General features: G+C 63.2%; 24 protein-coding genes. All 24 read left to right on the top strand.

Features of this window, described 5'->3' with window-relative positions; all coding sequences use genetic code 11:
- Position 1: 1 nt before the first annotated feature.
- Complete coding sequence (locus DGI_RS09500; RefSeq protein WP_021760733.1) at positions 2 to 1288, top strand: phage portal protein; 1287 nt, start codon at positions 2 to 4, stop codon at positions 1286 to 1288.
- The gene (locus DGI_RS09495) at positions 1278 to 2033 is read left to right on the top strand and encodes a head maturation protease, ClpP-related (protein ID WP_021760731.1); all 756 of its coding nucleotides are present in this window, start codon (positions 1278 to 1280) and stop codon (positions 2031 to 2033) included. The genes DGI_RS09500 and DGI_RS09495 overlap by 11 nt, the downstream gene beginning before the upstream one ends.
- Positions 2033 to 3535, top strand: coding sequence for a phage major capsid protein (locus tag DGI_RS09490; RefSeq protein WP_051286219.1), 1503 nt, complete (start codon positions 2033 to 2035; stop codon positions 3533 to 3535). Before DGI_RS09495 ends, DGI_RS09490 begins: the two co-directional genes overlap by 1 nt.
- A gap of 73 nt (positions 3536 to 3608) precedes the next feature.
- The gene (locus DGI_RS09485) at positions 3609 to 4037 is read left to right on the top strand and encodes a hypothetical protein (protein ID WP_021760728.1); all 429 of its coding nucleotides are present in this window, start codon (positions 3609 to 3611) and stop codon (positions 4035 to 4037) included.
- Between the two features lie 2 nt (positions 4038 to 4039).
- Positions 4040 to 4285: a hypothetical protein gene (locus tag DGI_RS09480; RefSeq protein WP_021760726.1), complete on the top strand. Its 246-nt coding sequence runs from the start codon at positions 4040 to 4042 to the stop codon at positions 4283 to 4285.
- A gap of 81 nt (positions 4286 to 4366) precedes the next feature.
- The gene (locus tag DGI_RS17215) at positions 4367 to 4993 is read left to right on the top strand and encodes a head-tail connector protein (RefSeq protein ID WP_021760724.1); all 627 of its coding nucleotides are present in this window, start codon (positions 4367 to 4369) and stop codon (positions 4991 to 4993) included.
- A complete protein-coding gene (locus DGI_RS09470) occupies positions 4993 to 5220 on the top strand; it encodes a hypothetical protein (protein WP_021760722.1) in 228 nt (75 codons plus the stop codon). Before DGI_RS17215 ends, DGI_RS09470 begins: the two co-directional genes overlap by 1 nt.
- Positions 5220 to 5549, top strand: a complete 330-nt coding sequence (locus DGI_RS09465; RefSeq protein WP_021760720.1) for a phage head closure protein — start codon at positions 5220 to 5222, stop codon at positions 5547 to 5549. Before DGI_RS09470 ends, DGI_RS09465 begins: the two co-directional genes overlap by 1 nt.
- Entirely contained in the window at positions 5546 to 5977 is a 432-nt protein-coding gene (locus DGI_RS09460) for a hypothetical protein (RefSeq protein ID WP_021760718.1), read from the top strand. Before DGI_RS09465 ends, DGI_RS09460 begins: the two co-directional genes overlap by 4 nt.
- Positions 5978 to 5995: 18 nt before the next feature.
- Complete coding sequence (locus DGI_RS09455; protein ID WP_027192797.1) at positions 5996 to 6709, top strand: hypothetical protein; 714 nt, start codon at positions 5996 to 5998, stop codon at positions 6707 to 6709.
- Positions 6710 to 6778: 69 nt separating this feature from the next.
- Positions 6779 to 7180, top strand: coding sequence for a hypothetical protein (locus tag DGI_RS09450; RefSeq protein WP_021760714.1), 402 nt, complete (start codon positions 6779 to 6781; stop codon positions 7178 to 7180).
- A gap of 17 nt (positions 7181 to 7197) precedes the next feature.
- Complete coding sequence (locus DGI_RS09445) at positions 7198 to 7569, top strand: DUF1799 domain-containing protein (RefSeq protein ID WP_021760712.1); 372 nt, start codon at positions 7198 to 7200, stop codon at positions 7567 to 7569.
- Positions 7550 to 8017, top strand: a complete 468-nt coding sequence (locus tag DGI_RS17210; protein ID WP_021760710.1) for an HK97 gp10 family phage protein — start codon at positions 7550 to 7552, stop codon at positions 8015 to 8017. The genes DGI_RS09445 and DGI_RS17210 overlap by 20 nt, the downstream gene beginning before the upstream one ends.
- Entirely contained in the window at positions 8018 to 13216 is a 5199-nt protein-coding gene (locus tag DGI_RS09435; RefSeq protein WP_021760709.1) for a tape measure protein, read from the top strand.
- Entirely contained in the window at positions 13216 to 13614 is a 399-nt protein-coding gene (locus tag DGI_RS09430) for a hypothetical protein (RefSeq protein ID WP_021760708.1), read from the top strand. The genes DGI_RS09435 and DGI_RS09430 overlap by 1 nt, the downstream gene beginning before the upstream one ends.
- Positions 13614 to 14729 carry a LamG-like jellyroll fold domain-containing protein gene (locus tag DGI_RS09425; RefSeq protein ID WP_021760707.1) on the top strand — a complete coding sequence of 372 codons (1116 nt, stop codon included), beginning with the start codon at positions 13614 to 13616 and terminating at the stop codon, positions 14727 to 14729. The genes DGI_RS09430 and DGI_RS09425 overlap by 1 nt, the downstream gene beginning before the upstream one ends.
- A complete protein-coding gene (locus DGI_RS09420) occupies positions 14730 to 15224 on the top strand; it encodes a DUF1833 family protein (RefSeq protein WP_021760706.1) in 495 nt (164 codons plus the stop codon). It begins immediately after the preceding gene.
- Entirely contained in the window at positions 15221 to 15673 is a 453-nt protein-coding gene (locus DGI_RS18395) for a hypothetical protein (RefSeq protein ID WP_144284160.1), read from the top strand. Before DGI_RS09420 ends, DGI_RS18395 begins: the two co-directional genes overlap by 4 nt.
- Entirely contained in the window at positions 15663 to 17558 is a 1896-nt protein-coding gene (locus DGI_RS09410) for a hypothetical protein (protein WP_027192800.1), read from the top strand. Before DGI_RS18395 ends, DGI_RS09410 begins: the two co-directional genes overlap by 11 nt.
- Positions 17498 to 18895 (top strand): hypothetical protein, encoded by a 1398-nt coding sequence (locus tag DGI_RS09405; RefSeq protein ID WP_027192801.1) that lies wholly within the window; start codon positions 17498 to 17500, stop codon positions 18893 to 18895. Before DGI_RS09410 ends, DGI_RS09405 begins: the two co-directional genes overlap by 61 nt.
- A 259-nt stretch (positions 18896 to 19154) precedes the next feature.
- Complete coding sequence (locus tag DGI_RS09400; protein ID WP_021760704.1) at positions 19155 to 19739, top strand: hypothetical protein; 585 nt, start codon at positions 19155 to 19157, stop codon at positions 19737 to 19739.
- 17 nt (positions 19740 to 19756) lie between these two features.
- Positions 19757 to 20773 (top strand): hypothetical protein, encoded by a 1017-nt coding sequence (locus DGI_RS09395; protein WP_021760703.1) that lies wholly within the window; start codon positions 19757 to 19759, stop codon positions 20771 to 20773.
- Positions 20774 to 20863: 90 nt separating this feature from the next.
- Complete coding sequence (locus DGI_RS09390; RefSeq protein WP_144284159.1) at positions 20864 to 21196, top strand: hypothetical protein; 333 nt, start codon at positions 20864 to 20866, stop codon at positions 21194 to 21196.
- Positions 21187 to 21519 carry a hypothetical protein gene (locus DGI_RS09385; protein WP_021760701.1) on the top strand — a complete coding sequence of 111 codons (333 nt, stop codon included), beginning with the start codon at positions 21187 to 21189 and terminating at the stop codon, positions 21517 to 21519. The genes DGI_RS09390 and DGI_RS09385 overlap by 10 nt, the downstream gene beginning before the upstream one ends.
- The last annotated feature ends 1458 nt before the right edge of the window (positions 21520 to 22977 follow it).

The following is a 22977-nucleotide window of genomic DNA, read 5'->3' as shown; positions in this document are numbered from 1 at the left end:
CATGTTTGGGTATTTGAAACGCCTTTTTTCCCGCGCCACCACGCCGGATGCCGTGCAAAGCCCCGTGCGCGGGGTGGTCTGGAAAAGGCCCCTGGCCGGCGTGCGCATCACGCCCGATGACGCCTTGCAGCTTTCCGTCCTGTGGGCCTGCGTGAGCGTGATTTCCAAGGCCCTGGCCTCCTGCAACTGGGAGGTCTATGCCGAACGCCCCGACGGCAACCGGGACCTGCGCCGGGACCATCCGGCAGCCCGCGTGCTGAACGTGCGCCCCAATCCGGAGATGACGGCCTTTTCCTTCAAGGAGGCCATGCTCATTCAGGCCCTGATCTTCGGCAACTTCTTCGCCGAGATCGAGCGGGACATGGCCGGCAGACCCGTGGCCCTGTGGCCCATCATGCCCGAACGGGTGGCCTTCGAGCGGGACCGGGCCACCCGGGAACTGGTGGTGCGGGTCAGCAATTATGGCGCGCCGGATGCGGTGCTGCCATACCGCAATGTCTTTCACCTGCATGGCCCCGGCCTGGACGGGGTGTCTGGCTTCGAGGTGGTGCGGGTGGCCGCGGAGAGCCTGGCGCACACCCGCGCCATGGAACGCTTCGGGGCGGCGTACTTTGGCAACGGCGCGCACATGGGCGGCCTGCTGACCACGGACGCCAATCTCAACCAGGAGCAGGTGCAGTTTCTGCGCGAATCCGTCAACGCCGTGCACCAGGGCGTGGACCAGGCGCACAAGTTCCTGATCCTGGCCAATGGCATGAAGTACCAGGAAATGAGCGCCATGCCGGACAAGGCGCAATTTGTGGAGTCCCGGCAGTTTCTGGTGGAGGAGTGCTGCCGCTGGTTCGGGGTGCCCCCGCACAAGGTGGCCCACCTCTACCACGCCACCTTCAGCAACATCGAGCATCAGTCCCTGGAGTTTGTGCGCGACGCGCTGACCCCGTGGGCCAAGCGGATGTGCGAAGAGGCCGCCTTCAAGCTGTTTCCGACGACCAACCGCCAGTTCACGGTGGCCATGGACCTGGACTGGCTCACCGAGGGCGATGCCAAGGCCCGGGCCGAAGCCGACGTCCAGCTGGTGGCCAACGGCATTGCCACCCGCAACGAGGTCCGCCGGCGCCGCGGGCTCAACACCCTTGGTCCGGAGGCGGACGTGCTCACGGTGCAGAGCCAGAACGTGCCCTTGGACAGCATCGGGCAATCTCAGCCGGCAGATGAAGACACGGACGGCACCCCAGGAACCGGCGATGTCTTTGCCGCCATCACCAACGGAGACAGGGATGAAGCCTAAAGGGTTCCATGTGGCCGCGCAGGGCAAGCGCGGCGAGGTCTGGATTTACGAAGACATCGGCGAAGGCTGGCTTGGGGGCTTGTCCGCCAAGCGCTTTGCCGACGAAATCAAGGCCCTGGGCAAAGTCTCCCACATCACGGTGCACCTCAACAGCGCGGGCGGGTCCGTATTCGACGGCACGGCCATCTACAACACCCTGCGCAAGCACCCGGCCCGGGTGGAAGTGGAGATTGACGGGCTGGCCGCCTCCATCGCGTCCATCATCGCCCTGGCCGGGGACGAAGTCCGCATGGCGGCCAACGGGTTCTTCATGATCCACAACCCCTGGGTGGTGGCGGCCGGCACGGCTCTGGAGCTGCGGGAAATGGCAACAACCCTGGACAAGGTGCAGGGCCAGTTGCTGAAGACCTACTGCGACAGGACCGGCCTGGGCGCTGACGTCGTGGGGGCCATGATGGACGCGGAAACGTGGATGACGGCGGAGGAGGCCTTGGCTCAGGGCTTCATCGACGGCGTGGCCGGCGAAATCGCCGTGGCGGCCTTCGCCCATGTGGACATGCAGAAATTCAAGCGCGCCCCTTCGGCCCTGGTGGCCACCGCGCAGGCAGCCTGCGGCATGGCCGGCCGGCCGCGCCTAGCCGCCCGTCAGGCCAGGCTGCACCGCATGCAACTCACGGCAAAACGAATGTCCCCTCCATCAGGCGGGGTTTCTACAAACCCGAAAGTCAAACAAGGAGTATCCTGATGACGACTTTCAATGCCTTGCTCCAGCGTGCGCTGGACATTGACCCCGCCGCCCTCATCCTGTGCGACGGGAGCCCGATTGAGGCCTTGCAGAATCGCCTGCTGGAGCTCAACGAGCGGTCCGAGGCCATCCTCGCCACGGCCGACGCCGGCAAGCGGGACCTGACCGACGAGGAGGCCGCGGAGCTGGACGACATCACCGCCGAGTTCCACCGCACAGAATCGGAAATCGCCCGGCGCAGGAGCGTGCAGGCCCAGTCCGACCGCCTGCGCGAGGGCCTGGGCCGCCAGACGCAGCACGATGACGAGTATCGCGCCGAGCAGGAGCCCGCCGTGCATCCTGGCGCCCAGCCCGCCCCGCATGCGGCGGCCCCCCGCCTGCCTGCCCAGGCCCCGCAGGCCGCCCCCCGTCGCAGCACCCGCCCGGCGGGCGGCCTGCACATTGCCTCCCAGGAAGAGCGGGGCCGCTGGGGTTGGCGGTCCATGGGCGATTTTGCCGCCGCGGTGCGCGCGGCGTCCCGCCAGGGCGGCTATGTGGACCCGCGGCTGGTGCAGAGCGGGCCTACCACCTATGGCAACGAAGGCACCGGGGCGGATGGCGGCTACATGATCCCGCCCGATTTCCGCCTGGCCATCATGGAAAAGGTCTTCGGGGAACAGACGCTCATTTCCCGCACCGACGGCCTGACCACCAGCTCCAACTCCATCACCATGCCCAAGGACGAGACCACGCCCTGGCAGGATTCCGGCGGCATCCAGGCCTACTGGACCGACGAGGCCGCGCAGATCAAACAGAGCAAGCCGGCCCTGGGCGAGGATACCATCAAGCTGCACAAGCTGACCGCCCTGGTCCCCGTGACCGAGGAGCTGATGGAGGACGCCCCCAGCCTGGATGCTTACCTGCGGCGCAAGGTGCCCGAGAAGTTCGACTTCAAGCTGAACCTGGCCATTGTGCAGGGCACGGGCGTGGGCCAGCCCAAGGGGCTGTTGCGCGCCGGCAGTCTGGTGCGCGTGGCCAAGGAGGCCGGCCAGGCGGCAGACACGGTGCTCTACAAGAACCTGGTGAAGATGTGGACCCGCATGCACGCCCCCTGCCGCGCCAATGCGGCCTGGCTCATCCACCCCGACGTGGAAGCCCAGCTCATGACTATGGAGTTCCCGTCCACCGCGGGGGCCTTCCCGGCCTACCTGCCCGCGGGCGGCCTGAGCGCCACGCCGTACTCGACCCTCATGGGCCGTCCCATCCTCCCTACCCAGGCCTGCAATGCCCTGGGGGACGAGGGGGACATCATCCTGGCCGACCTGAGCCAGTACATGACCGTGACCAAGGTCGGCGGCCTGCGCTCGGAAATCTCCATCCACCTCTGGTTCGACTATGACGTGACGGCCTACCGCTTTGTCATGCGCGTGGCCGGCCAGCCCTGGTGGAATACCGCCATCGCGCCCCGTGAAGGCATCAACACCCTGTCCTGCTTCGTCGCGTTGGAAGAACGGGCGGGCTAATCCCACACGGAAACGCCCCGGCCGCTTCCAGTGGGCCGGGGCGCTCCTGATGGAGAGCAGAAGGAGAAGAGTCATGCTGCACAATGCGAATCTTGCCGAGAACCTGGGCGTGCTGGCCACCATTGACCCCGCCACGGTGAACACCGCCGCAGGCACCGTGTTCTCCGATGTGGTGGATATGGCAGACGTCACCGACCTCATGGCCATTGTGACCCTGGGCGACATGGCCGCCGCGGACGTGGTGGTCTCCCTGGTGCCCTGCGACGCCAACGGGAGCAACGCCGCCACGGCCCTGAAGACCGTCACCGCGGCGGCCGGCTCCAACGACAATACCCAGGTGGTGCTGGTCCTGAACAACAACGACCTGGCCGGCCATGCCAAGGCCCACGTGAAGGTGGGGGTGGCCCACGCCGATGCCACGGGCGGCCCCGTTGCGGCTGTGGTCCTGGGCCGCACCAAGCATGGCCCCGCCTCGGGCCTGGCCTCTGTGACGGTGGCCTAGCCATGGCCAGGGTCAGGTTCATCGAAGACTACGTGGTGAAGGACCGTGAAGGCCGGCAGTTCAAGGCGGGTCAGATTTACGACCTGAGCGAAGACGGCGCCCGGCACTTCATTTCACGGGGGCGGGCGGTGGCCGTGGAAGACGTCGTGGAGGAAGTCGTGGAGGAGCCTGCGGTTGTATCCACTGGGACTTCGGCGACCACTCCGGCGGCCACCCTCGCAAAGGGCAAGGCCGCCGTCAAAAAGTAGTGTTTTGGTTTCTGAGGAGTCGGGAACGCTCCCGGCTCTTGCAGAAGTCGAAACCCTGAAACCGCCCTGCCGGGGTGCATCATGACGCATCGATCTCGCATCACCATCGCCCCCACGGCCCAGGCCCTGCCCCTGGACGCGCTCAAGGCCCACCTGCGTGTGACGCATGATGCCGAGGACGAGCTGATCCTGGCGGCTCTGGCCGCGGCGGTATCCTACGGCGAGCACCTGACCAACCGGCAGTGGCTCCAGGCCACGCGGGTGTTGACGCTGGACGCCTGGCCTTCCCGGCTGGCCTGGACGGCCTATGTTGAGCTGCCCTTTCCGCCCCTCCAGAGGGTGGAAAGCGTCGTCTATGTGGATGCTGCGGGTGAGACGCAGACCATGGTCGAAGGCGTGGACTACGTCGTGGACAACTCCAGCGGCACCATGCCGGCGCGGCTGTATCGCGGTGAGGCTTGGCCGCAAACAGTGATTCGGCCCGGCGCCGTGAGCATCACCTATGTCTGTGGCTTTCCGCAGACGGAATCGCCGGAGGTGGCCGTGCTGCCCCCCGGCATCGTGGCGTGGCTGAAGATTCGCGTGGCAGACCTCTACGCCCAGCGGGAGAGCCTCGCCATGGAAAGCCGGTCGCAGAGCTTCGTGGAACTGCCCAGGTCCTACGTGGACGGGCTCCTTGACCCCTGGATTGTGCCGGGAGGGATGTGATGACCACCGCTGAGAAGATCGACGCCGTGATGGAACTCTTGGGCCTGCCTGACGACGCCGTGAACATCTCCATCAAGATGGACCACGACCGCGGCAAGGTCCGGGTTGGCTATGACCTTCTGATGGATGAGGACAACGAAGTCTGCGCCCCCCTGAACTTGACCATGGTTGCGCCTGATCCCCGCGACCGGGCCGGCAATTCCAACAGCAATGGCGTGGTGGCCTGATGTTGCGCGCCGGCCAACTCAGGCACCCCGTGATGGTGCAGGCCAACACCCCGACGCAGGACGCGGGCGGGGAATGGGGCGCGGCTTGGGCAGACGTCGGGCTGGCGTGGGCGGACATTGACGACGTGCGCGGGCAGGAATCCCGGCTGGCCATGGAGAATCAGGGCTACGTGACGCACAAGATCAAGATTCGGCCCTTCGCCGGGTTGACCATCAAGCACCGCATACTCTGGGGCAGCCGGGTGCTGAACATTTCGCACATTGACGACACGGAACCTGACTTCTGGTGGCTGGATGCCATGGAAGTGGTGGGCCGGGAGGGCATGTGAGCGGGCGGCTTGCGGTCAAGGGCGATCCCCGCGCGGCCATTCGTGCGGCCATTATGGCGCACTTCAACGCCAACGCGACCAGCCCGCTGTACGTCGCCACCTCCGGCAGGCTGGCGTACCTGCACCCTTGGCAGCAGTGGGCCACGCCGTTTGTGGTGTTTTCCTTCCGCGTCATCGCCCCGGCAGACACGTTCACGGAGCGGATGCAGTGGGCCGGGGTGTTGTTCTCCGCGTTCGCCGCCAAGGCCGGCGATGTGGAGCAACTGGTGGGCAATGTCTGCGACCTCTTTGAAGGCGCAACCTTGTCTGCCACGGGCATTGCGGCCTTCACGTTGCAGCGTGTGGATATCGTGGAAACCATGCGCGACGAGTCCGGGTTGTTCTCCGGGGCCGTCGAGCTGTTGGGTATGGTGGAGCAACTTTCATAACCTATCGAGGTGTCAAGAATGGCTACTGCGAACTTTCTGCCTGCAGCCGATGCTGCGCTTGTTGTTGGGTACGGCACCGCCAATCAGGCGGTGGTCAAGGGCCTGAACTCCATGAAACTGCCGGATACCAGCCGGACGCCCATTGAGGCGTCGGAGTTCCGGCGTGACTTCGGCGTGCAATTCAACGGCGAAGGCAAATACGGCTCCATGCAGTTTTCCGGCTACATGATGGCCGGGGACACGTTTGGCCAGGGCGTGCTTCGCGCGGCACTCAAGGCCAACTCCAAGCTGACGGATGTTCGGGCTTATTTGAACCTGCTGGACTTCTACACCTGCGACCTGGCGAAAGACGCCACGTCCGGCTTCCAGGTCTCCAACGTCTCCCCCGGGGAAGCCAATAAAAACGGCCTTTTCCCTATCACCGTGGAACTGCTCTGCAACGGCGACGGCGCGTACTTCATGACGCACCTGACCGCCTCCACCATCGCCATTGTTTCCGGCGGCGCTGGCGATGCGACCATCACCGATTCCGCCAGCGGCTTTGTGACCGCCGGCTTCGAGGCCGGGCAGACGCTGATCATCGAAGGCAGCACTGCCGACGATGGCCAGTACCTCATCAAGACCGTGGCTGCCGGGACGCTGACCCTTGAGGGCACGGCGGACCACGCGGGCAATGCGATCACCGGCGAAGTGGCTGGCGATGCCATCACCCTGCACGGCGGCCGCTTCTAATCCGCGTCAAGGGAACTACGGTGTTGCCCCTGGTTCCCTTGGCCAACCCATTCAAAAGGACAACGGACAATGCGCATCAAGACCAAGATCCTTGTGCAGGACTTTCCCATTCCCAACGACCCCGATGGCGGCGTGCTGACACTGCATCACCTCCCGCCGGACGAGCGCGAGGGGTTGGGCGTGTCCTCGTCCTGGCAGTTCTCCAAGGGCGATTCCAAGGTGGTGGTGGAGCCCCATGCCGGGGATGCCCGGTATGCGCTGGCGATCAAAAGCATCAAGGGCTGGAAGGGCGTCTACGGCGAAGACGGCAACGAGCTGCCCTGTACCGACAAGAACAAAGCCCTGTTCGCCCGCCACGCCGTCGTTGCCGGTGATGACGGCGACATGAGCGTGCTTGCGTTCATCTCCGGCTGCCATCGGGAAATGGACGAGGCGCGGAAGGTTGCCAGGGAAGACGCGAGAAAAAACTAGAGGAGCTGGCGCGATGGATGGCCCAGGACAACCGCACCGATTGCGACACGTGCCGGGCCGCCTTCGCGCCAAGCCGATGGGACACACCGGAGGACGTGGAGCGCAAGAAGGATGGTCCGCCGTGTTGGAAGTGCCGGCCGGATGTGCTCCCAGAAAATACCCTGGCCGTGGACGTGTACCGGCGGTGCAGCGGGCAGCTGATCATGGGCATGGGGGGCGCGGTGGATATCAACCTGCTGGCAGTCAAGTGCGTGCTGGACATGCTGCACATTGAAGAATCTGCCCACCTTGAGCTGATGGAAGAGGTGCAGCTGATGGCGCAGACGGCCATTGTGGTCGGACGCGAGAAGCAGGAGCAGGAGCGCAACCGTGGGAAAGCTCAAGGCTGAAGTGGAAGTCAGGATCCCGCCATCGTTCAGCGTGGAGCTTCTGCGGCTTGTGAATGTCGCCATCGACGATGCGGCCATGGAGATTGCGGTGGCCATCAAGGCCAGCGCCAAGGCCAGTACGGCATTCCGGGACTACAAGAACACGGAACGTGAGAACGTATACAGCAAGAAGCACCACAAGAGCGGGACCATGCTGCGGCAGTCCATCAAGCACAAAAAGTCAAAATTCCCCGATGGTGGAGCAATTGTCTATTCCGCTGCCCCTCATGCCCATTTGGTGGAGTTTGGCCACGCGCTGGTGGAGGGTCGCAAGTTTTTGCCCACGTACGGGCAGGTTATTGGCCACGTGAAGGCGCACTCCTACCTGCGGTCCTCGCGGGAAGAAGTGATGGGGCAGGCTGCTGAGGCGTTCGCCAAGTCAATCGGCAACAAGCTGAGAGGTGCGTAAATGAAGGTGCCGGGCGGCATTTACATCGCGGTCAAGGGCGATACCGATCAGCTGCGGGCCGATCTTTCCACCATGCAGCGCATGGTAAAAGAGTCGTCCAGCAAGATGTCTGACGACATGAACAATGCGCTGACGCCCAAGCAGATTGAGGAGGGGTATCGGCGGCTCACTGGCTACATGTCGTCCTTGACGAACACCTCCCGCGCCACGATCCAGGGCGTGAAGGCGATGAATGTCGAGCTTGGCGACCTGCAACACCGCGTCGGCACCACCGCCGACAAGTGGGCGGAACTTCAGAATCGCATGTTGGACACGCGGCGGATGAAGGCGGCTGAAGATGCGCTCAATGGGCTGAAGAAGTCCCTCAACCTGAGCGACCTGGAAGCGCAGAAGTTTGCATCCAGCTTCAGCGGCGCAGCCAACGGGGCCACCGTGTTTGGGCAGCAGGTCAAGGCTGCCATGGCGCAGGTGTCCACGGCGCTTGCGGCCATGGCTGGACAGGCAACGCTTTCGCAAGAGACGTTGCAAAAGCTGCAGTCTGCTGGCGAAGTGAGAATCAAAACAGACCTTGCGCAAAAAGCACTGGCAGATGTTGCCGGAGCTGCAGACGCCAGCGCCGCGAAAATCCTGTACCTTTCCCGTCAAATGGAAGGGTTGCAAGGCGTGTTTGGCATTTCCGGTTCTGCTACTGCCGCGCAGAAGATGGAGTTGGCGCAGCTGGCCGCCACGCTGGGGCTGGCGGAAGCCGAGGTGGTCAAGCTCGAAACAGCCATGCAGGCCGTGGCCAAAAAAACGGCCCTGGAGCAGTCCATAGAGAATATCGGCAAGGCCGCGAACCTGACGGCTGCCGAGCTGGAATCCATGCGCGCTAAGGCAGGGTTGGCCACGACGGCGTCTCCGACGACGCAAAATTTCGGCACCTACGGCCCGGCCCTCATGGGCGGCAAGACCGCCGGGCAGCTTTCTGGCTTTGGAGGGTTTGACGACTTCTACGGCCTGCACGCTGCGGGCATGGAGAGCACCCTTTCTGCGGCGCAGCGTTCCGCGCGAGCGTTCGACACAAGCCTCACCACGGCCATGGACCGTGCACGAGAGCGCGCCCGGCAGTTTGGGGCGGCCCTTGGCGCGTCCGCTGACGAGCTGGAAGAGTTGCAGCGCATGGCTGCCCAACAGACGGAACTTCGCTTCAAAACGGACGCGCTGAAGGAGTTCGCCACCAACGCAAATTTGGCCCAGCAGAAAATTGCCGAGCTGGAGCGCCGCATGGGCGTGACAACGGGCATGGTCAATGCCCCGGCGGTGGTAGACCCATCTGCATACGTCCAAGCGAAAACATCAGCTACTGATGTGGCCATGAAAAACCTGGCCATCCTTGCCGAGTCCGCCAACCTCTCCAAGGACCGCATTGCCGCGCTGCAGTCCCAGGCATCCAAGGGCGTGGAAATGAAGGTCCGCGCCCAGGCCCTGCAGGGGCTGGTGAGCACCCTGGACCTGTCCAAGCGGGAAATCAAGGCACTGGAGAAGGAGTTCAGCGTATCCTTGTCCACCATGGACCGTGGTGTGAAGGGCTTTACCGCGGCCTTCACCAACATTGCATTGTACGGCGGGATTTACACGGCCGTCGCAGGCGTCCAGCAGCTGGCGTCCGCGTCGGTCAGGGCCGCCATGGACATGGACAAGCTGCGGCTGACCCTGGAGGGCGTCTACGGAGATCGGGCCGGGGCCGAAGGGCAATACATCACGAACTTTGCCGACACCTACGGCAAGGGCATCGTGGAGACGTCGCAGGCCTACATCAAGTTCGCTGCGGCAGCAGAGTTTGTGGGCGTGTCCACGAAGGACATTCGGGACATCTTTGAAGCGACTACGCAGGCCATCACGAAGGTGGGCGGCAGCACCGAAGACGTATCCGGGGCGTTGGTGGCCCTGGGGCAGATGCTCTCCAAGGGCACAGTGAGTGCGGAAGAATTCCGGCTGCAGTTTGGCGAGCGCATCCCCGGCGCCATGAAGATGGGCGCGGATGCCCTGGGCGTGACTGTGGCGCAGTTCAAGGAGCTGCTCAAGTCCGGCGAAGTGGTGGCCACAGACTTCATCCCCAAACTGGCAACGCAGCTGGAGAAATTCGGTCAGGGCTGGGAAAAGGCGGCGGGGAGCGTTGAGTCGAACATCCAGCGAATGAAGAATGAGTTCGCGCTGCTGTCAGAAGCGGTAATGTCGCTAGACGAAATCGAGTCTTTACTTTCTGGACTCACAGAAGGATTGGCTGGAATTCGTAAAGTTGCGGAATTGCATTCGGCCATGGAGATGTTGCGCGCCGCTGTTGATGACGGAAGAATGTCACTGAAAGAGTTCTCTGATGCTGGCGGCAGCGCGTTCATGTCGCTTTCGTCGATGGCCAATGTCCCAGGATTTGGGTTGATCGGTTCATCGCTCGCCACACTTGCGGCGGATGCGGACAAGGCCAATGCCGCGTTGAGCAGGCTGGCGGACGAAGACAAAAAGCGCGTGGATGGGCTGGTCAAGGAATACAAAGTCCTTGCCGAGTCGCACCGCTACATCAAGGAGCACGCCGAGGCCTTTGCCGACGCATCCGCCACGGCCAAGACCTTTGCCGACGAGATTGACCGCGTGCTTGTTGATCTGACGAAGCTCACGAGCAAGGAATATGTCATCAGCCTGCGAACAGAATTTGAATCTCCGTTCGCTGCATCGCTACGCGACCTGAACATGACCGAAGCTGATCTTCAGGGCATGCAGGATACCTTTTCGCGCGCATCAAGTCGCCCTTTGACGGCTGACAGCAAGTATGTCCTTGACCAGCGCAACGCCATGGCCAAGAGCGACCGCGAAACGTGGTTGAAAGACCAGTACGGCATGGGCGACAAGGGCAAGATTGACGGCGAAGTGCTGGTGGGGTCCGCTGTTAAGACCCTCAGTTCCAGCATCCAGAGCGCGCTTGGCAAGCCCTACGATTGGGGCGGCACGTCCATGGCGACGGGGTTTGACTGCTCCGGGCTGGTGGAGTGGGGATACACTGGCCTTGCCAACAGCCTGGGCAATGAGCTTGAGTCCTTTGGCGTGAAGCCGGAAGAGTTCAAAAAGCTGTTCGCTGGCGCGACGTCTGACAAGATTTTTACCAACGTCAAGGAGTTCGTCGGGAAATCCTATGAATCCCGCGCGGAAGATTTTAACGCCGCATGGATCAAAGCCGGCACGATCCTGGCCACGGATAATGGGAAGCGCAACTACGACAAAGGGCGATACGGCGGCATTGACCACATCGCCATGGCCGTTTGGGATGAAGTGGAGCAAAAGCTCAAGGTGGTGGAGGCCGTAGGCGGGAACATCGACAAGGTGATTTCCACGGATGCGTCTGCGTGGCTGGCACGGCAAAAGAAAAAAGGCACGGGCATCTACGCCGTAAACCCCATGGAAAAGCTGGGGATGAGCGGCGAGAGCATTGCCGACTACCAGCGCTTTGCCGACGAAGCCCGGTCCATCCAGGAGAAGCTGACAGCGGACAACATCCGCCTGACGCAGGGAGACTTTGCGGCACGACGCCGCGAGGTGGATGATTACGTCGCCAAGGTGCGCGAAAGCGACGGCTACATCATGGCCAGTGCCGAGAAGCGCCAGCAAATTGAAGCCGACCTCGCCACGTACAAAGCCGCCATGCTCGCAGAAATCACGAAGGACGAGCAGGAATCCGCGCAGCAGACCATCGAGGCGCAGCGCCGCGTCTCTGAAGAAACCGCCCGGCTCATGGAATCCCTGGGCATGTCCACGGGCAACATGGACCTGCAGCGGGAAGGCCTGCTGGCGCAAATCCAGGCCGAAGCCAAGGCCACCGAAGAGGCGTTGAAGCGCGCCAACCTCCCGGCGGAAGAGCTGGCCCGGCTGCTGGCAGAGCTGGACAGCGCCACGGCCATCAAATCGCGCGATGCCAAGATGAGCACGTCCAAGGACTTCAGCGAGTGGTGGGACTTGGCCAACGAAGGCCCGACGTCCTACATCGACCGGAAGCGGAGGGACGAAGAAAAGCAGGTCTGGTCCGGGGTAGCGGATCACTACATTGAGACCACGCAGCTCATGAGCGGCGCACGCGAGGCGTTTTACGACGCCGTGATTGCCAAGGCCCAGGCCTCCGGCGATGCGGAGTTGGCGGTCATCGCCCAGGTGGCCAGGGAATCCGCCGCCCTGGAGCGACTGCAGACCATCCAGAAGACCGGCACGCCGGGCGAGGCGTTCCTGGCCCGGCTCTCCGAAGGCCTGGAGGAATTCAAGAGCGAAGCCACTAAGGCGCGGGAAGGGGCGGTGGCCTTTGCCGATGGCCTCTTGGAGCTCAAGAGCTCAGCGGCCTCGGCCCTGGGGCAGGTGGCCGGGGATTGGGTGTACGGTTTTCTGACCGGGACCGCCACCGTGGAAGACGCCTGGGCCGGCATGCTGGACAACATGGCCCGCGCCTTTAGTGATTGGGTGGCCAAGCTGACCACGGATTGGACCAATGACATCCTGGACGCCGGCATGTCGTTTCTGAAAGGAGGGCTGGGCAGTTTGTTGGGTGGCGGCTTTGACAGCAGCTCGATCTGGGCGGGCGTCGAGGGCGGGTCGTTTTCCACGGCCGGTATCTTGGCCAGCGCCAAGGGCAACGTGTTCAATGCTCCCGGCCTGTCCGCCTATTCCAACAAGATCGTAACCAAACCCACGCTGTTCGCTTTTGCGCAGGGATTGATGGGCGAGGCCGGCGCGGAGGCCATCGTCCCCATGGTTGGTTCCGGGGTGCGTGCTGTGCTGCCCGGCGGCAAGGAAGGTAGGGTTGACCTGACCCGCACCGCGTCCGGGCACCTGGGCGTACAGCTGCCGGCTTGGCTCGGCGGTGTGTACCCCTTTGCCATGGGCGGGGTGCCAGGCGCGTTTGGCGTGCCTGGCGGGGCCACCGCGGCCCTTGCACCGTTGCCGGCCTTGCAGCCCGTCCAGGCCGGGGCGCGTGTTGCTGGCGGGGACGGCGTGGCCGCGCCGGTGCAGATGACGGTGAACATCCAGGAAGCGCCGGGCACGACGACACGGGCGGAACAAAGCGCGGATGGCAAGACGTTGAACATCATCGTGGAGGCCGTGACCCAAAAAATCCTGGCCGACGGCGGCCGCGGCACGGGCATGGTGGCGGCGTTGGACGCGAGATATGGGAGGCGGTTCTGATGGCGCTGGCGATCTGGCCCGCCACCCTGCCGCAGGCTCCGTTACTGGACTTCGAGGCCGCGCCCCGCGCCGGGACGCTGGACCCCGAAGAAGCCCGCCACCCCATGCGCACGCGGACGTACCCGGAGCACGAGGCGACCTTTCATTTTGTCATGACCATGGCGCAATGGGCGACGTTCTGCGCGTTTTACGAGGATGCCCTGAATGGCGGCTGCGCCCCGTTCGCTGCGCCGTGGCTGCCGGACATCCAGTACACACACCACTTTTTGCGGTTTGTTGAGCCGCCCACAGACCAGACCTACAATCGCCGGCACACAAAGGTCACGATCAAGGTGGAAGTCATCGCCGGCGTGCCCCTGGTGGATGGCTCGCCAGCCCTCTGGACAGGAGGCGAGTGATGGCCGTGTTGTGGCCTCAAGGGTTGCCCGGCCCGCAGCGGCAGATATCCAGGCAGCTGGGCAGCAATCTGCTGTCCAGGGAGCTGCAGTCCGGACGGCACGAGGTGCGGCGGTTCGGCCGGGGTGCGCCGCATGTGCTGCGGGCGCAGCTGCGGCTGCTCCATGCCCAGGTGCCTGCGTTCCTGCAATTTTACGAACGTGACTGCAATCTTGGGCTCAACTGGTTTGCGGCGGATTGGCTGCCGCTGCTGGGCTATGCCGCGCATGTGGCGCGCTTTGCCGGGTATCCGCAGCGCAAGGGCGTGGGGACACTCTACAGCGATTTTTCCGTGGCGCTCCATGTCAAACGGGCGGACAGCGTCGGCGTGGACACCGTCTGGCCCTTGGCCGGGCCAGGCGTGCCAGGGGTAGACGCGCTGTACGACTCCGTGGTGTTGCTGCTCAACGCCAAGGGCCGGTTTGGCAGCAGCAAGGCGATTCGCGACGAAACAGGGCGCACGCTGATAAACCAGGGCATCTGGATTCAGGCGGATGCCGATGGCGGCAGGTCCATGCGCTTTGACGGCTCCGGGTACCTGCACACGCCGGCGGCGGAGGCTTTCTACCCGACCTACAACCCACACCCGCTACCGACTTACAAACTGTGGGTCGAGGCCTGGGTGTGGTTCGACGACGTCCCGTCAAGCGGTGCGGCCAATCGCATTGTCGGGTTTGACAATGGGTGCAGTTACTCCAGCGTGACGTGGGGATTGCAGACCTACAACGGGCGGCTGTGCGCCATGAGCTGGCCCAGCCGTTCCGGGGGCGTCATATTGCCCATATTGGGACCGGTGGTGCAGCCGCACACATGGCACCACGTGGCCGTTGAACTCGCAACGTCCGTCAACAACAGGTTTGGCATCACACCATTCGTTGACGGGTTGGCGTATTCCGGCTCCAACGCATCCAGCCACCCCCCCGCGCCGGCATCCCCCCTGGGCATCGGGCAGTGGGGCAATTGCCCTGGCAGCCGCTTGCGCGGCGCAATCCGGGGGCTCCGTATTACAAAAAGCACAACCGGCAGATACAGCAGCTATGGGTTTACTCCACCGGCCTTGCCGTTCCCGGAGCAATAGATGGACGCCTACTACGCGACCCTGGACGACGCCCAGCGGGAGGCCTGCGCCTACGCCGACCCGCAGGACACGATTTTCGAGACCCTGACCATCACGCATGCGGCGCTCCACGCGCCCATCATGGTGGTGTTCTCCCATGACGCCCTGCCCACGCCCCAGGGCACGTACCTGCCGGCTCAGTTTGAATTGCAATTGCCGGGGTTGGAGCGCCGCACCTGCGGGGAGATGCGCATCCGCACCGGCGCGCTGACCCGCGGCATGCACCGTGCGCTGTACGACGCCGGCATTGCCGGCCCTCCCATCGAAATCCTCTACCGCCAGTACCGCGGGCCGAACCAGCCGCCATCCATGGAATTCCCGCTGCCCCTGGAGGTGGCCCAGGTGGACCATGCCCACGGCGGGGCGGAAGCCTCAGCCAGGGTGGCGAACATGTCCGGGGTGCAAGTGCCACGGGCCAAGTACACCAGCACCACGGAACCGGGGCTGATCTCATGACGCATTGTACGCACCCGTTGCCCCCGTCCCTCCCGTCACACGTGGCCCGCCAGCCTCATTGGTCGGATCAATACAAAGGGCGGCCCTGGTGTGAGGATCAGGATTGCCTGTGGTGGTTCAGGCTCTGGAGCCGTGAGCATTTTGGGCGGGAGTGCCCCGATTGCTTCATCGACCATGCGCGCACGGTGTTTTCCGCGGCCCGCCTGCTGCGCGACGAGCCGCGCGTCATGGACACCTTTGGCTATGCGCCCACGCAGCAGCCACGGGAGGGGGACGCCGTGTCCCTGACCCGTGGCCAGGCCGCCCACCACATCGGCATGGTGGTGGAGCTGGGCGGACGCATCCTGATCCTGCACGCCCTGGAGCACATGGGGGTGGTCCGATCCAGCATGCTGGACCTGCGCAGCATGTTCTGGGCAATCACGGGGTATTGGCGATATGTTCGATAACTGCCTGTGCAATACGCCGTCGTTGTGGCGCGCCCCTGACCCCCAGCCGGCCCTGCCCATGTTGGCGCATCCCTTCGGGCCAGGCCGCCGCATCCGCAACCCCATGACCGGCCTGGACGATCTGGCCGTGGCCCAGGTGCGCCCCGGCACCACGCCCCTGGCCATCCTGGCCCACTACCGGCCCCAGACCTCCGGCCCGCTGATGCTGCTGGTCAATGGCCGGCCCGTGTTGCGGCGATGGTGGGGCACGCCCTTGCCCACGGGGGCGGATGCGGTGTTCGTCCAGTTGCCGCGCGGCGGCGGGGACTCCAACGCCCTGCAGATTTTGGCCAGCATCGCCGTGCTGGCCGCAGCGGCCCTGGCCCCCTATGCCTTCGGCCTGGCTGGCACCTGGGCCGGGTCGCTCATCAGCGCCGGCATCCTGGCCGGCGGGACCCTGCTGGTCTCCCTGGTGTTTCCGGCCCGCAAGCAGGCCTCTGCGGTGACGTCCAATGATCTGGACATCACCATGTACAGCCTGGCCCCCGGCGGCAACAGGCCGCGACTGGGGCAGCCCTATCCGGAACGATTCGGGACCACCAAATACTACCCCGACCTGTTGCAATCAGGGTTCGTCAACATCGACGGGGCCACGCAAAATCAGATCTTTTACGGGCTGTACATGCTCGGCAGGGGCGAGCACCTGGTTGAGAACGTCACCATCGACGACACGCCCATCCAGGATTACGCCGGCACATCCCACCGCATCATCCGCCCCGGCCAGTCGCCCACCATGATCCCCCGCGTGGTCTGGACCTGCGAGGAGGTCAGCGGGCAGGAGCTCAAGTGGAACGAATATTTGACGGTGACGGTCAACCCTTCGGGGACGGCGGTGGCGGAAATCGAATGGGACATCACCATGCCCGCCGGCCTGTGGCAGCTGGTGGCGGGCCTTAAGTGGTTCGCCAGCGCCATTGCCGACGTGCATGTGCGGCTGGTGGATAACAGCGGCTCCCCGCTGACGGACTGGACGCAGGTGTGGACCTTTGCCTGGACCCTCGCCTATCCGGAGCCCCTGCGCTGGTCGTACAAGATTTCCCCGCCCTGGGGGCCGGGGCGCTACCAGTTCCGCATCAAACGCGGGTCAGAGGAGTTCCTGCAGCCCGACGCCGTGGATGACGTCATCATCTCCGGGCTGCGCGGCTACGGCCCGCCCCACCGGACCTACGAGGACTGCACGCTCCTGGAAGTGAGCATCATGGCCACCAACCAGCTCTCCAACAATGTGGCCGACAAGGTGCGCGTCAAATCCACGCGGCTGCTGCCCGTGGTGACGGCCACCGGGCTCACGACGCCGTACCAGCCCACGCGCTCCATCGTGGACGCCGTGGCCTACATGGTCTGCGCGCCCAACATGGGCGGCCTGCCCCAGGGCATCCTGGACTATGCCCTGTTGGCGGAGGCCAAGGCGGCCATGGCTACGGCGGGACACTGGTTCGACTACGCGGTCACGTCGCAAACAGATTTGTTGGAACTGGTGTCTCTGGCGGCCGAGGCCGGGCTTGCCGCGCCGGCCATGCCGGGCGGGAAGCTGGCGCTGGTGCTGGACGAATGGAGCGACGAAGCCATCCAGCTCACGGAAGACGATTATGACAAGGACAGCTTCAAGGTCAGCTACCTGCCACGAAATGGCACCTCGCCCACCTGTGTTTACGCAAAATACCTCGACCCGGTGACCTGGACCGAAAAGACCGTGATTTGCCTGGATGAAAACGGCAGCGAGGAGAGGCCACGGAAATCACCATCCACGGCTGTACCAGCAGGCAACAGGCCTACGAGGTGGGCATGCGGCGGTACTACGAAGACCGGTACCACCGCAATCCCGTGGAATTCACCGTTGGCATGAAGGGGTATTTGCTGCGGTTCCTGGGGCGGGTGCAATGCACGGCCAGCATGACCGACGCCGGACAGTGCGGCCTGATTGCCGCCCTGGACGGCGAGCGCATCTGGACATCGGAGCCCGTGGATTTCATGGGCTTCCAGGCGGCTGCCCTGTACCTGCAGTTGCCCGGCGGCTCCCCCGCCGGCCCCTTTGTCGTGCAGCCTACGGAGCATGCCCATTGCGTCACCGGCGCGCTGCCGGCGGAAACCAAGACCATCCAACATGACGACGTGCTCGCCACCCAATACACCTTCGTGGTGGAGACGGCAGAGCCCATGGACGTGCGGGTGCTGCGGGTCGAGCCCCAGGGGATCAACTCGGTCAGGGTGGTGGGCAATCTCATGGACCGCCGGGTCTACCTGCCCGTGGGGACCGCCCCGGCAGAAGGGAGCGCCATCGGCTCCCTCGCCCCGTGCGTGGCGGCGACCCTGCAGTACCGGGGCGAGTCCGGCGGCATGCATCAATTCACCCTGTCCTGGTCGGGCAGCGCCACGGTGTTTGACGTCCGGGCCCTGGTCAACGGGGCCACCTATGCAGTGTGGGCCGGGGTGGCCGCATACTCCCTGTCCTTTGCCACGCCGGGGCTGCCCGTGGAGGTGTGGGTTGTGCCCCATGTGAATGGCCAGCCCGTGGATGGGCAGAAGGTGACGGCGTCCTACAACGCCGTGGCCGTGCCGCAACACCTCCGCATCGTGACCATGGACGGCGCGCAAACCACCGTTGCCTGGGACGCGGTGGCAGGCATTGCCACGTATCAGGTCTCCATCCATGTGGACGGCGCCCTCAAGGCCGGCGCTTCCACCACGGACACCGCCTACACGGTCACCACGACGCAGCTGCAGCTGCTGGGCGGGCCCTGGCCGGAGATGGAGGTCAGGGTCGCTGCGGTGACGGCGGCGGGCACGCCCGGCGGGGCCGCCACCCTGACGATTGTGCAGCCCCCGTTGCCCGCGCCCACGGGCCTGGCTGTGGCAGGGATGCTGACGGCAGCCGCGGTGCTGACCTGGCAGCCCGTGGCTGGAGCCACGGGGTATGCAGTGCTGCTGGGGAGCCCGGAGAATTTTGGCCCGGCGGACGGAAGCCAGGTTTACACCGGCACGGCTACATCCGCTGTGGTGGCCATGGACGCCACGCCGCCATATCTGCGCTACGTCCGGGCCGCGGCTACGGACGTAGCGCGGGACCTGGTCGACCTGAACTGGAGCAGCGCCGTGGCCGTGGTTGATGCGACCAACGGGCTGGTCACCCATACAGGCGCGCTCATTATTACAGATGCCGGGTCGCCCCTGGCCATCGCATAAATTTAGGAGGCATCATGGCAGGCGAAGGGACTCGCATCAGCGCTCTGGCTGAAACCACCGCCCCGGCTGGTACGGACAATGTGGCCGTGGACACGAGCGCCGGTACCCGCAGGGCCACGGTCAATACCCTGCGCAACCTGGCCACGGCAGCGCCGGTCATGGACGGGTCCGTCGCCGTGGGTGCCAGCGCCAAGGCCGCCAGGGAAGACCACATCCACCCGACGGACACCAGCCGAATGCCCGCCACGCATCCGNTGCCGTGGCCTGGGACGCCGTCACCGGGGCCACGGCCTATCAGGTGGGGTTGTACGTGGACGGGGTGCTGGTGGCTGGCCGGATGACGTCCGACCTCGCCCATGCCGTCACTGCGCAGGAGCTGGTCCAGCTGGGCGGGCCGTGGGCCGCCATGGACGTCAAAGTATCCGCCGTGACGGCAAATTATCAGGTGGGCGCGGCTGCTGTGCTGACCGTGACCACACCGCCGTTGCCGGCTCCGGGCGGGCTGGTCGTAGCCGGCATGCTGACGGCAGCTGCGGTGCTGACCTGGCAGCCAGTGGCCGGAGCCACGGGGTATGTGCTGCTGCTGGGGGATTCGGAGGGGTTCTCCCCGGCGGACGGCATCCAGGTCTACAGCGGCACGGTGGCGTCCGCTGTGGTGGCCATGGACGCCACGCCGCCGTACCTGCGGTATTTCCGGGTGGCGGCAACGGATGCCGTGGCGCGCGAGCTGGCGGACCTGACCTGGAGCGCCGCCGTGGCCGTCGTCGATGCGACCAACGGGCTCGTGACACACACGGGCGCACTCATCATCACCGAGGCCGGGTCTCCCCTGGCCATCGCATAAATTTTGGGAGGAAAACCATGGCAGGTGAAGGGACTCGCATCAATGCATTGACCGAAACCACGACTCCGGCTGGGACAGACAATATGGCCGTGGACACACCCACCGGGGTGAGGCGGGCCACGGTCAACACGGTGCGCAACCTGGCCACGGCAGCGCCGGGTATGGACGGGGCTGCGGCGGTGGGGGCCAGCGCCAAAGCGGCACGGGAAGATCACATCCACCCGACGGACACCAGTCGAATGCCCGCCACGCATCCGGCATCGGCCATCACCGGCCTGGGAGACACCACGCCGGCCGCGGTGGCAGAGACAGGGGCCATTGGCGCGAGCACGAAGCCGGCGCGGCAGGATCATGTGCACCCGATACCATCGTGGATCGCCCGGCGCTTGACGGGCAACGTCACGGTGGACCTCAATCCGTCGATGCCCGCTGCGCAAATGCAGGCGTTGATTGACGCGCAGTACAAGGATCTGAACGGCTATGCCTTGACATTCCAGCTCGCGAACGGTCTGTACAGCATGGCGGCGAAGCTGTCGTTTATCGGGTTTTACGCCGGCAGCCTGCGCCTGCAGGGCAACCCGGCGGAGACGGGTCTGACCGCGGACAAGCTGGCGGCGCTGCAATTTGCAGCCCTGGGCAGCGAGGGCATCCTGATGAGCGGCGGCGGGGCGGAGTACGTGGTGCGGTATCTGAAAATCATCATGGGAGATGCCAACAACGCCGTGTATCTCCTCAATTCCACGCGCGCGCATATGGTGGCAGCATCCATTGCTATTCCGGGGTCAACTGGGTCTGGTGTGCAGGTCAATGCCGTCGCCTCCGTCAATGTAAGCAACAGTTATTTCGCGGGTGGGGGCTACGGAATCACATCCCTAAGCGGCTCCAACGTGATGTCCATCAACAACGCATCAGACCCCGCGAACCTACCACTATACGGACTGCGGGCATCTTCTGCGATTATCTACAAGAACGGCACACAACCAGCCGGCAGCATCGCGAATGAAGCGACAGCGTATGGAGGACTAATCCTGTGATAGCCATCATCGACACCGCAACGCATACGGCGCTTGATCTGCTGGAGCCCGGCACCGTCNGAATACGTGGTGCGGTATCTGAAAATCATCATGGGCGACGCCAACAACGCCGTATATTTCATTAACTCGCTGCGCGCGCATCTGGTGGCCGCGTCCATTGCTATTCCAGGCACCACAGGGGCTGGCGTGCAGGCCAACGCCGTCACCTCCGTCAATGTCAGCAACAATTATTTCGCGGGCGGGGGCTACGGCATCGCATCCCTGAATGGCTCTGGCGTGGTGTCCATCGGCAATGCCTCTGACCCGGCAAACCTGCCGCAATACGGGCTGCGGGTTGCCGCGGGGAATATCTACAAAAGCGGCGCGCAGCCGGCAGGCGTCTGGGCTGAATCCGTAAACACAGGAGGGCAGATATGGTCGTAATCATCGACACCGCAACGCATACGGCGCTTGACCTGCTGGAGCCCGGCACCGTCCTGACCGGCCTGCGCCCCGGGCTCATCGCCGTGGCATGCGACTGCAAGACACTGGACGATGCCCAGGCACAGGCGGCGGGGCTTGTCGAGCAGCACCAGGCCGCCGCCGACCGCGCCCTGTGCCTAGCCGACCTGACCGACCTGGCGCTGCTGACCATTGACCCACTGCGGGCGGTGGTCCTCGGCACGGCAACGCAGATCGACCGGGACCGGCTGCAGAGTCTGGAGGCCGTGGCGCGGGCGGTCAAAGAGGAGATTGGAGGGGGGTAAGAGAATGGCGCAGGCATAACGGAGGCGCAGGCGGGGTGGTAGCAACACCCCACCGGCCCGGTGCTGACACACCTGTCATTTTCGGTGTCCAAGATAACCCTAGGGTAATATGCATGTCATTGAATAGCAGCGAATAGAGTGATTTGTGGCGCTAGTATAGGCTGCCCTGAAGAAGTCCTGTAACGCCGGCTAGTAAGGTGAGGCCCAAAAAAAATCCTGCTATCGAATGAAAGATAAAGTAGTACTTTACTATTGCTGAACGATTGCTGTAGTTGGCGGACTCAAAAAAATCGGAAAACTCTTTGCCAAGAGAAAGTACTGGGAGGAGCTTGTGTAAGCTTGCAAAGAAATACCATCCCCTGAACTTAGTTCTTTTGTCTAGATTCTGAATTAGGACGCGGTAGCCAACAGCAGCGAAGAGAAGTATCCAAAGTAATATTCGAAAAGCATAGATGCCCTGTCCGTTGTTTGCGACTGCTTTTAACAGTAAAATCCAAGCAGATAACAGCAAATTTCCATCCGATAAAGAGTTGTGAATGAGAATGGAATAATAATCTTCGAGGATCGATGTCGATATCGCAATGTGCCCATATGCCCTCAGCAGAGAAGCCAAGTGAAGGTAGGGTTGAGGACTAAATTCAGAATTTAATGAAAGGAAATATTCTAGAGAGGCTGCGGAGGGCGTCGACATGTTGCTAACAGACTTAAAATATGGAATCAGCGAATACTTAAGGCCGGTCAATGTCAGTCTTCCAGCTTGCGGCCAGCCACTTTGAAACGCATCTTCGTACAGCTTATCACTTGAAATACCAAACAAAAAACTCCGAATCCCGTAAACTTTAGCGTTTCTTAATACAAGACTGGAATTAGAATCCCAGCGAGGGGCGAATTCTTGAGATAGGCCGAGTATTAAATTCCCATCAAGTTGCATGCTAGTACAGTCAACTTCTTTTTCAAAGTTAGAAACTGTTAGTGAGAGCGAACCTCCAATTTGTGCATAAGACAAACACAAATCACCACGAACCGTCGAATTGCAATAGAATTTGACGTCGCCTTTGCAGTGCAGGTTACAGGCTTGGATGATGGATATTGTTGAATTTTCAAATTGAAGGCTTCCATCAATTGCTGAGTTCTTTAAAATTAGCGAATTATCTATAGTGGTGTTGCCGTAAATGTATAAATCGTTTGCGACATGGATTGAGTGAGCGTCAACTGTGTTGAATAAAGAAGTTGACAGCTTAATGCTGTCGCCAATTATGCCGCCAGATATATCAAGGCATGAAATGTTTGAATCGTGAACCATAAGCAAGCCACCCACCCGAACCCCTGTTGCGTCAAGGAAATTCGCGTTGCAGTCAGAACAAAGTCCCGAGCTAGTATTGTCAGCCAATGTACTGTCGAAAATTGAACCGAATGTAGAATTAAAAATGTAAAGATAGCCAGAAATATTCGCAGAAG

It is taken from the genome of Megalodesulfovibrio gigas DSM 1382 = ATCC 19364 (assembly GCF_000468495.1).
GTDB lineage: Bacteria > Desulfobacterota > Desulfovibrionia > Desulfovibrionales > Desulfovibrionaceae > Megalodesulfovibrio > Megalodesulfovibrio gigas.
Note: the sequence above shows the minus strand (reverse complement) of the source record. Positions and strands in the feature narration are given on the sequence as shown.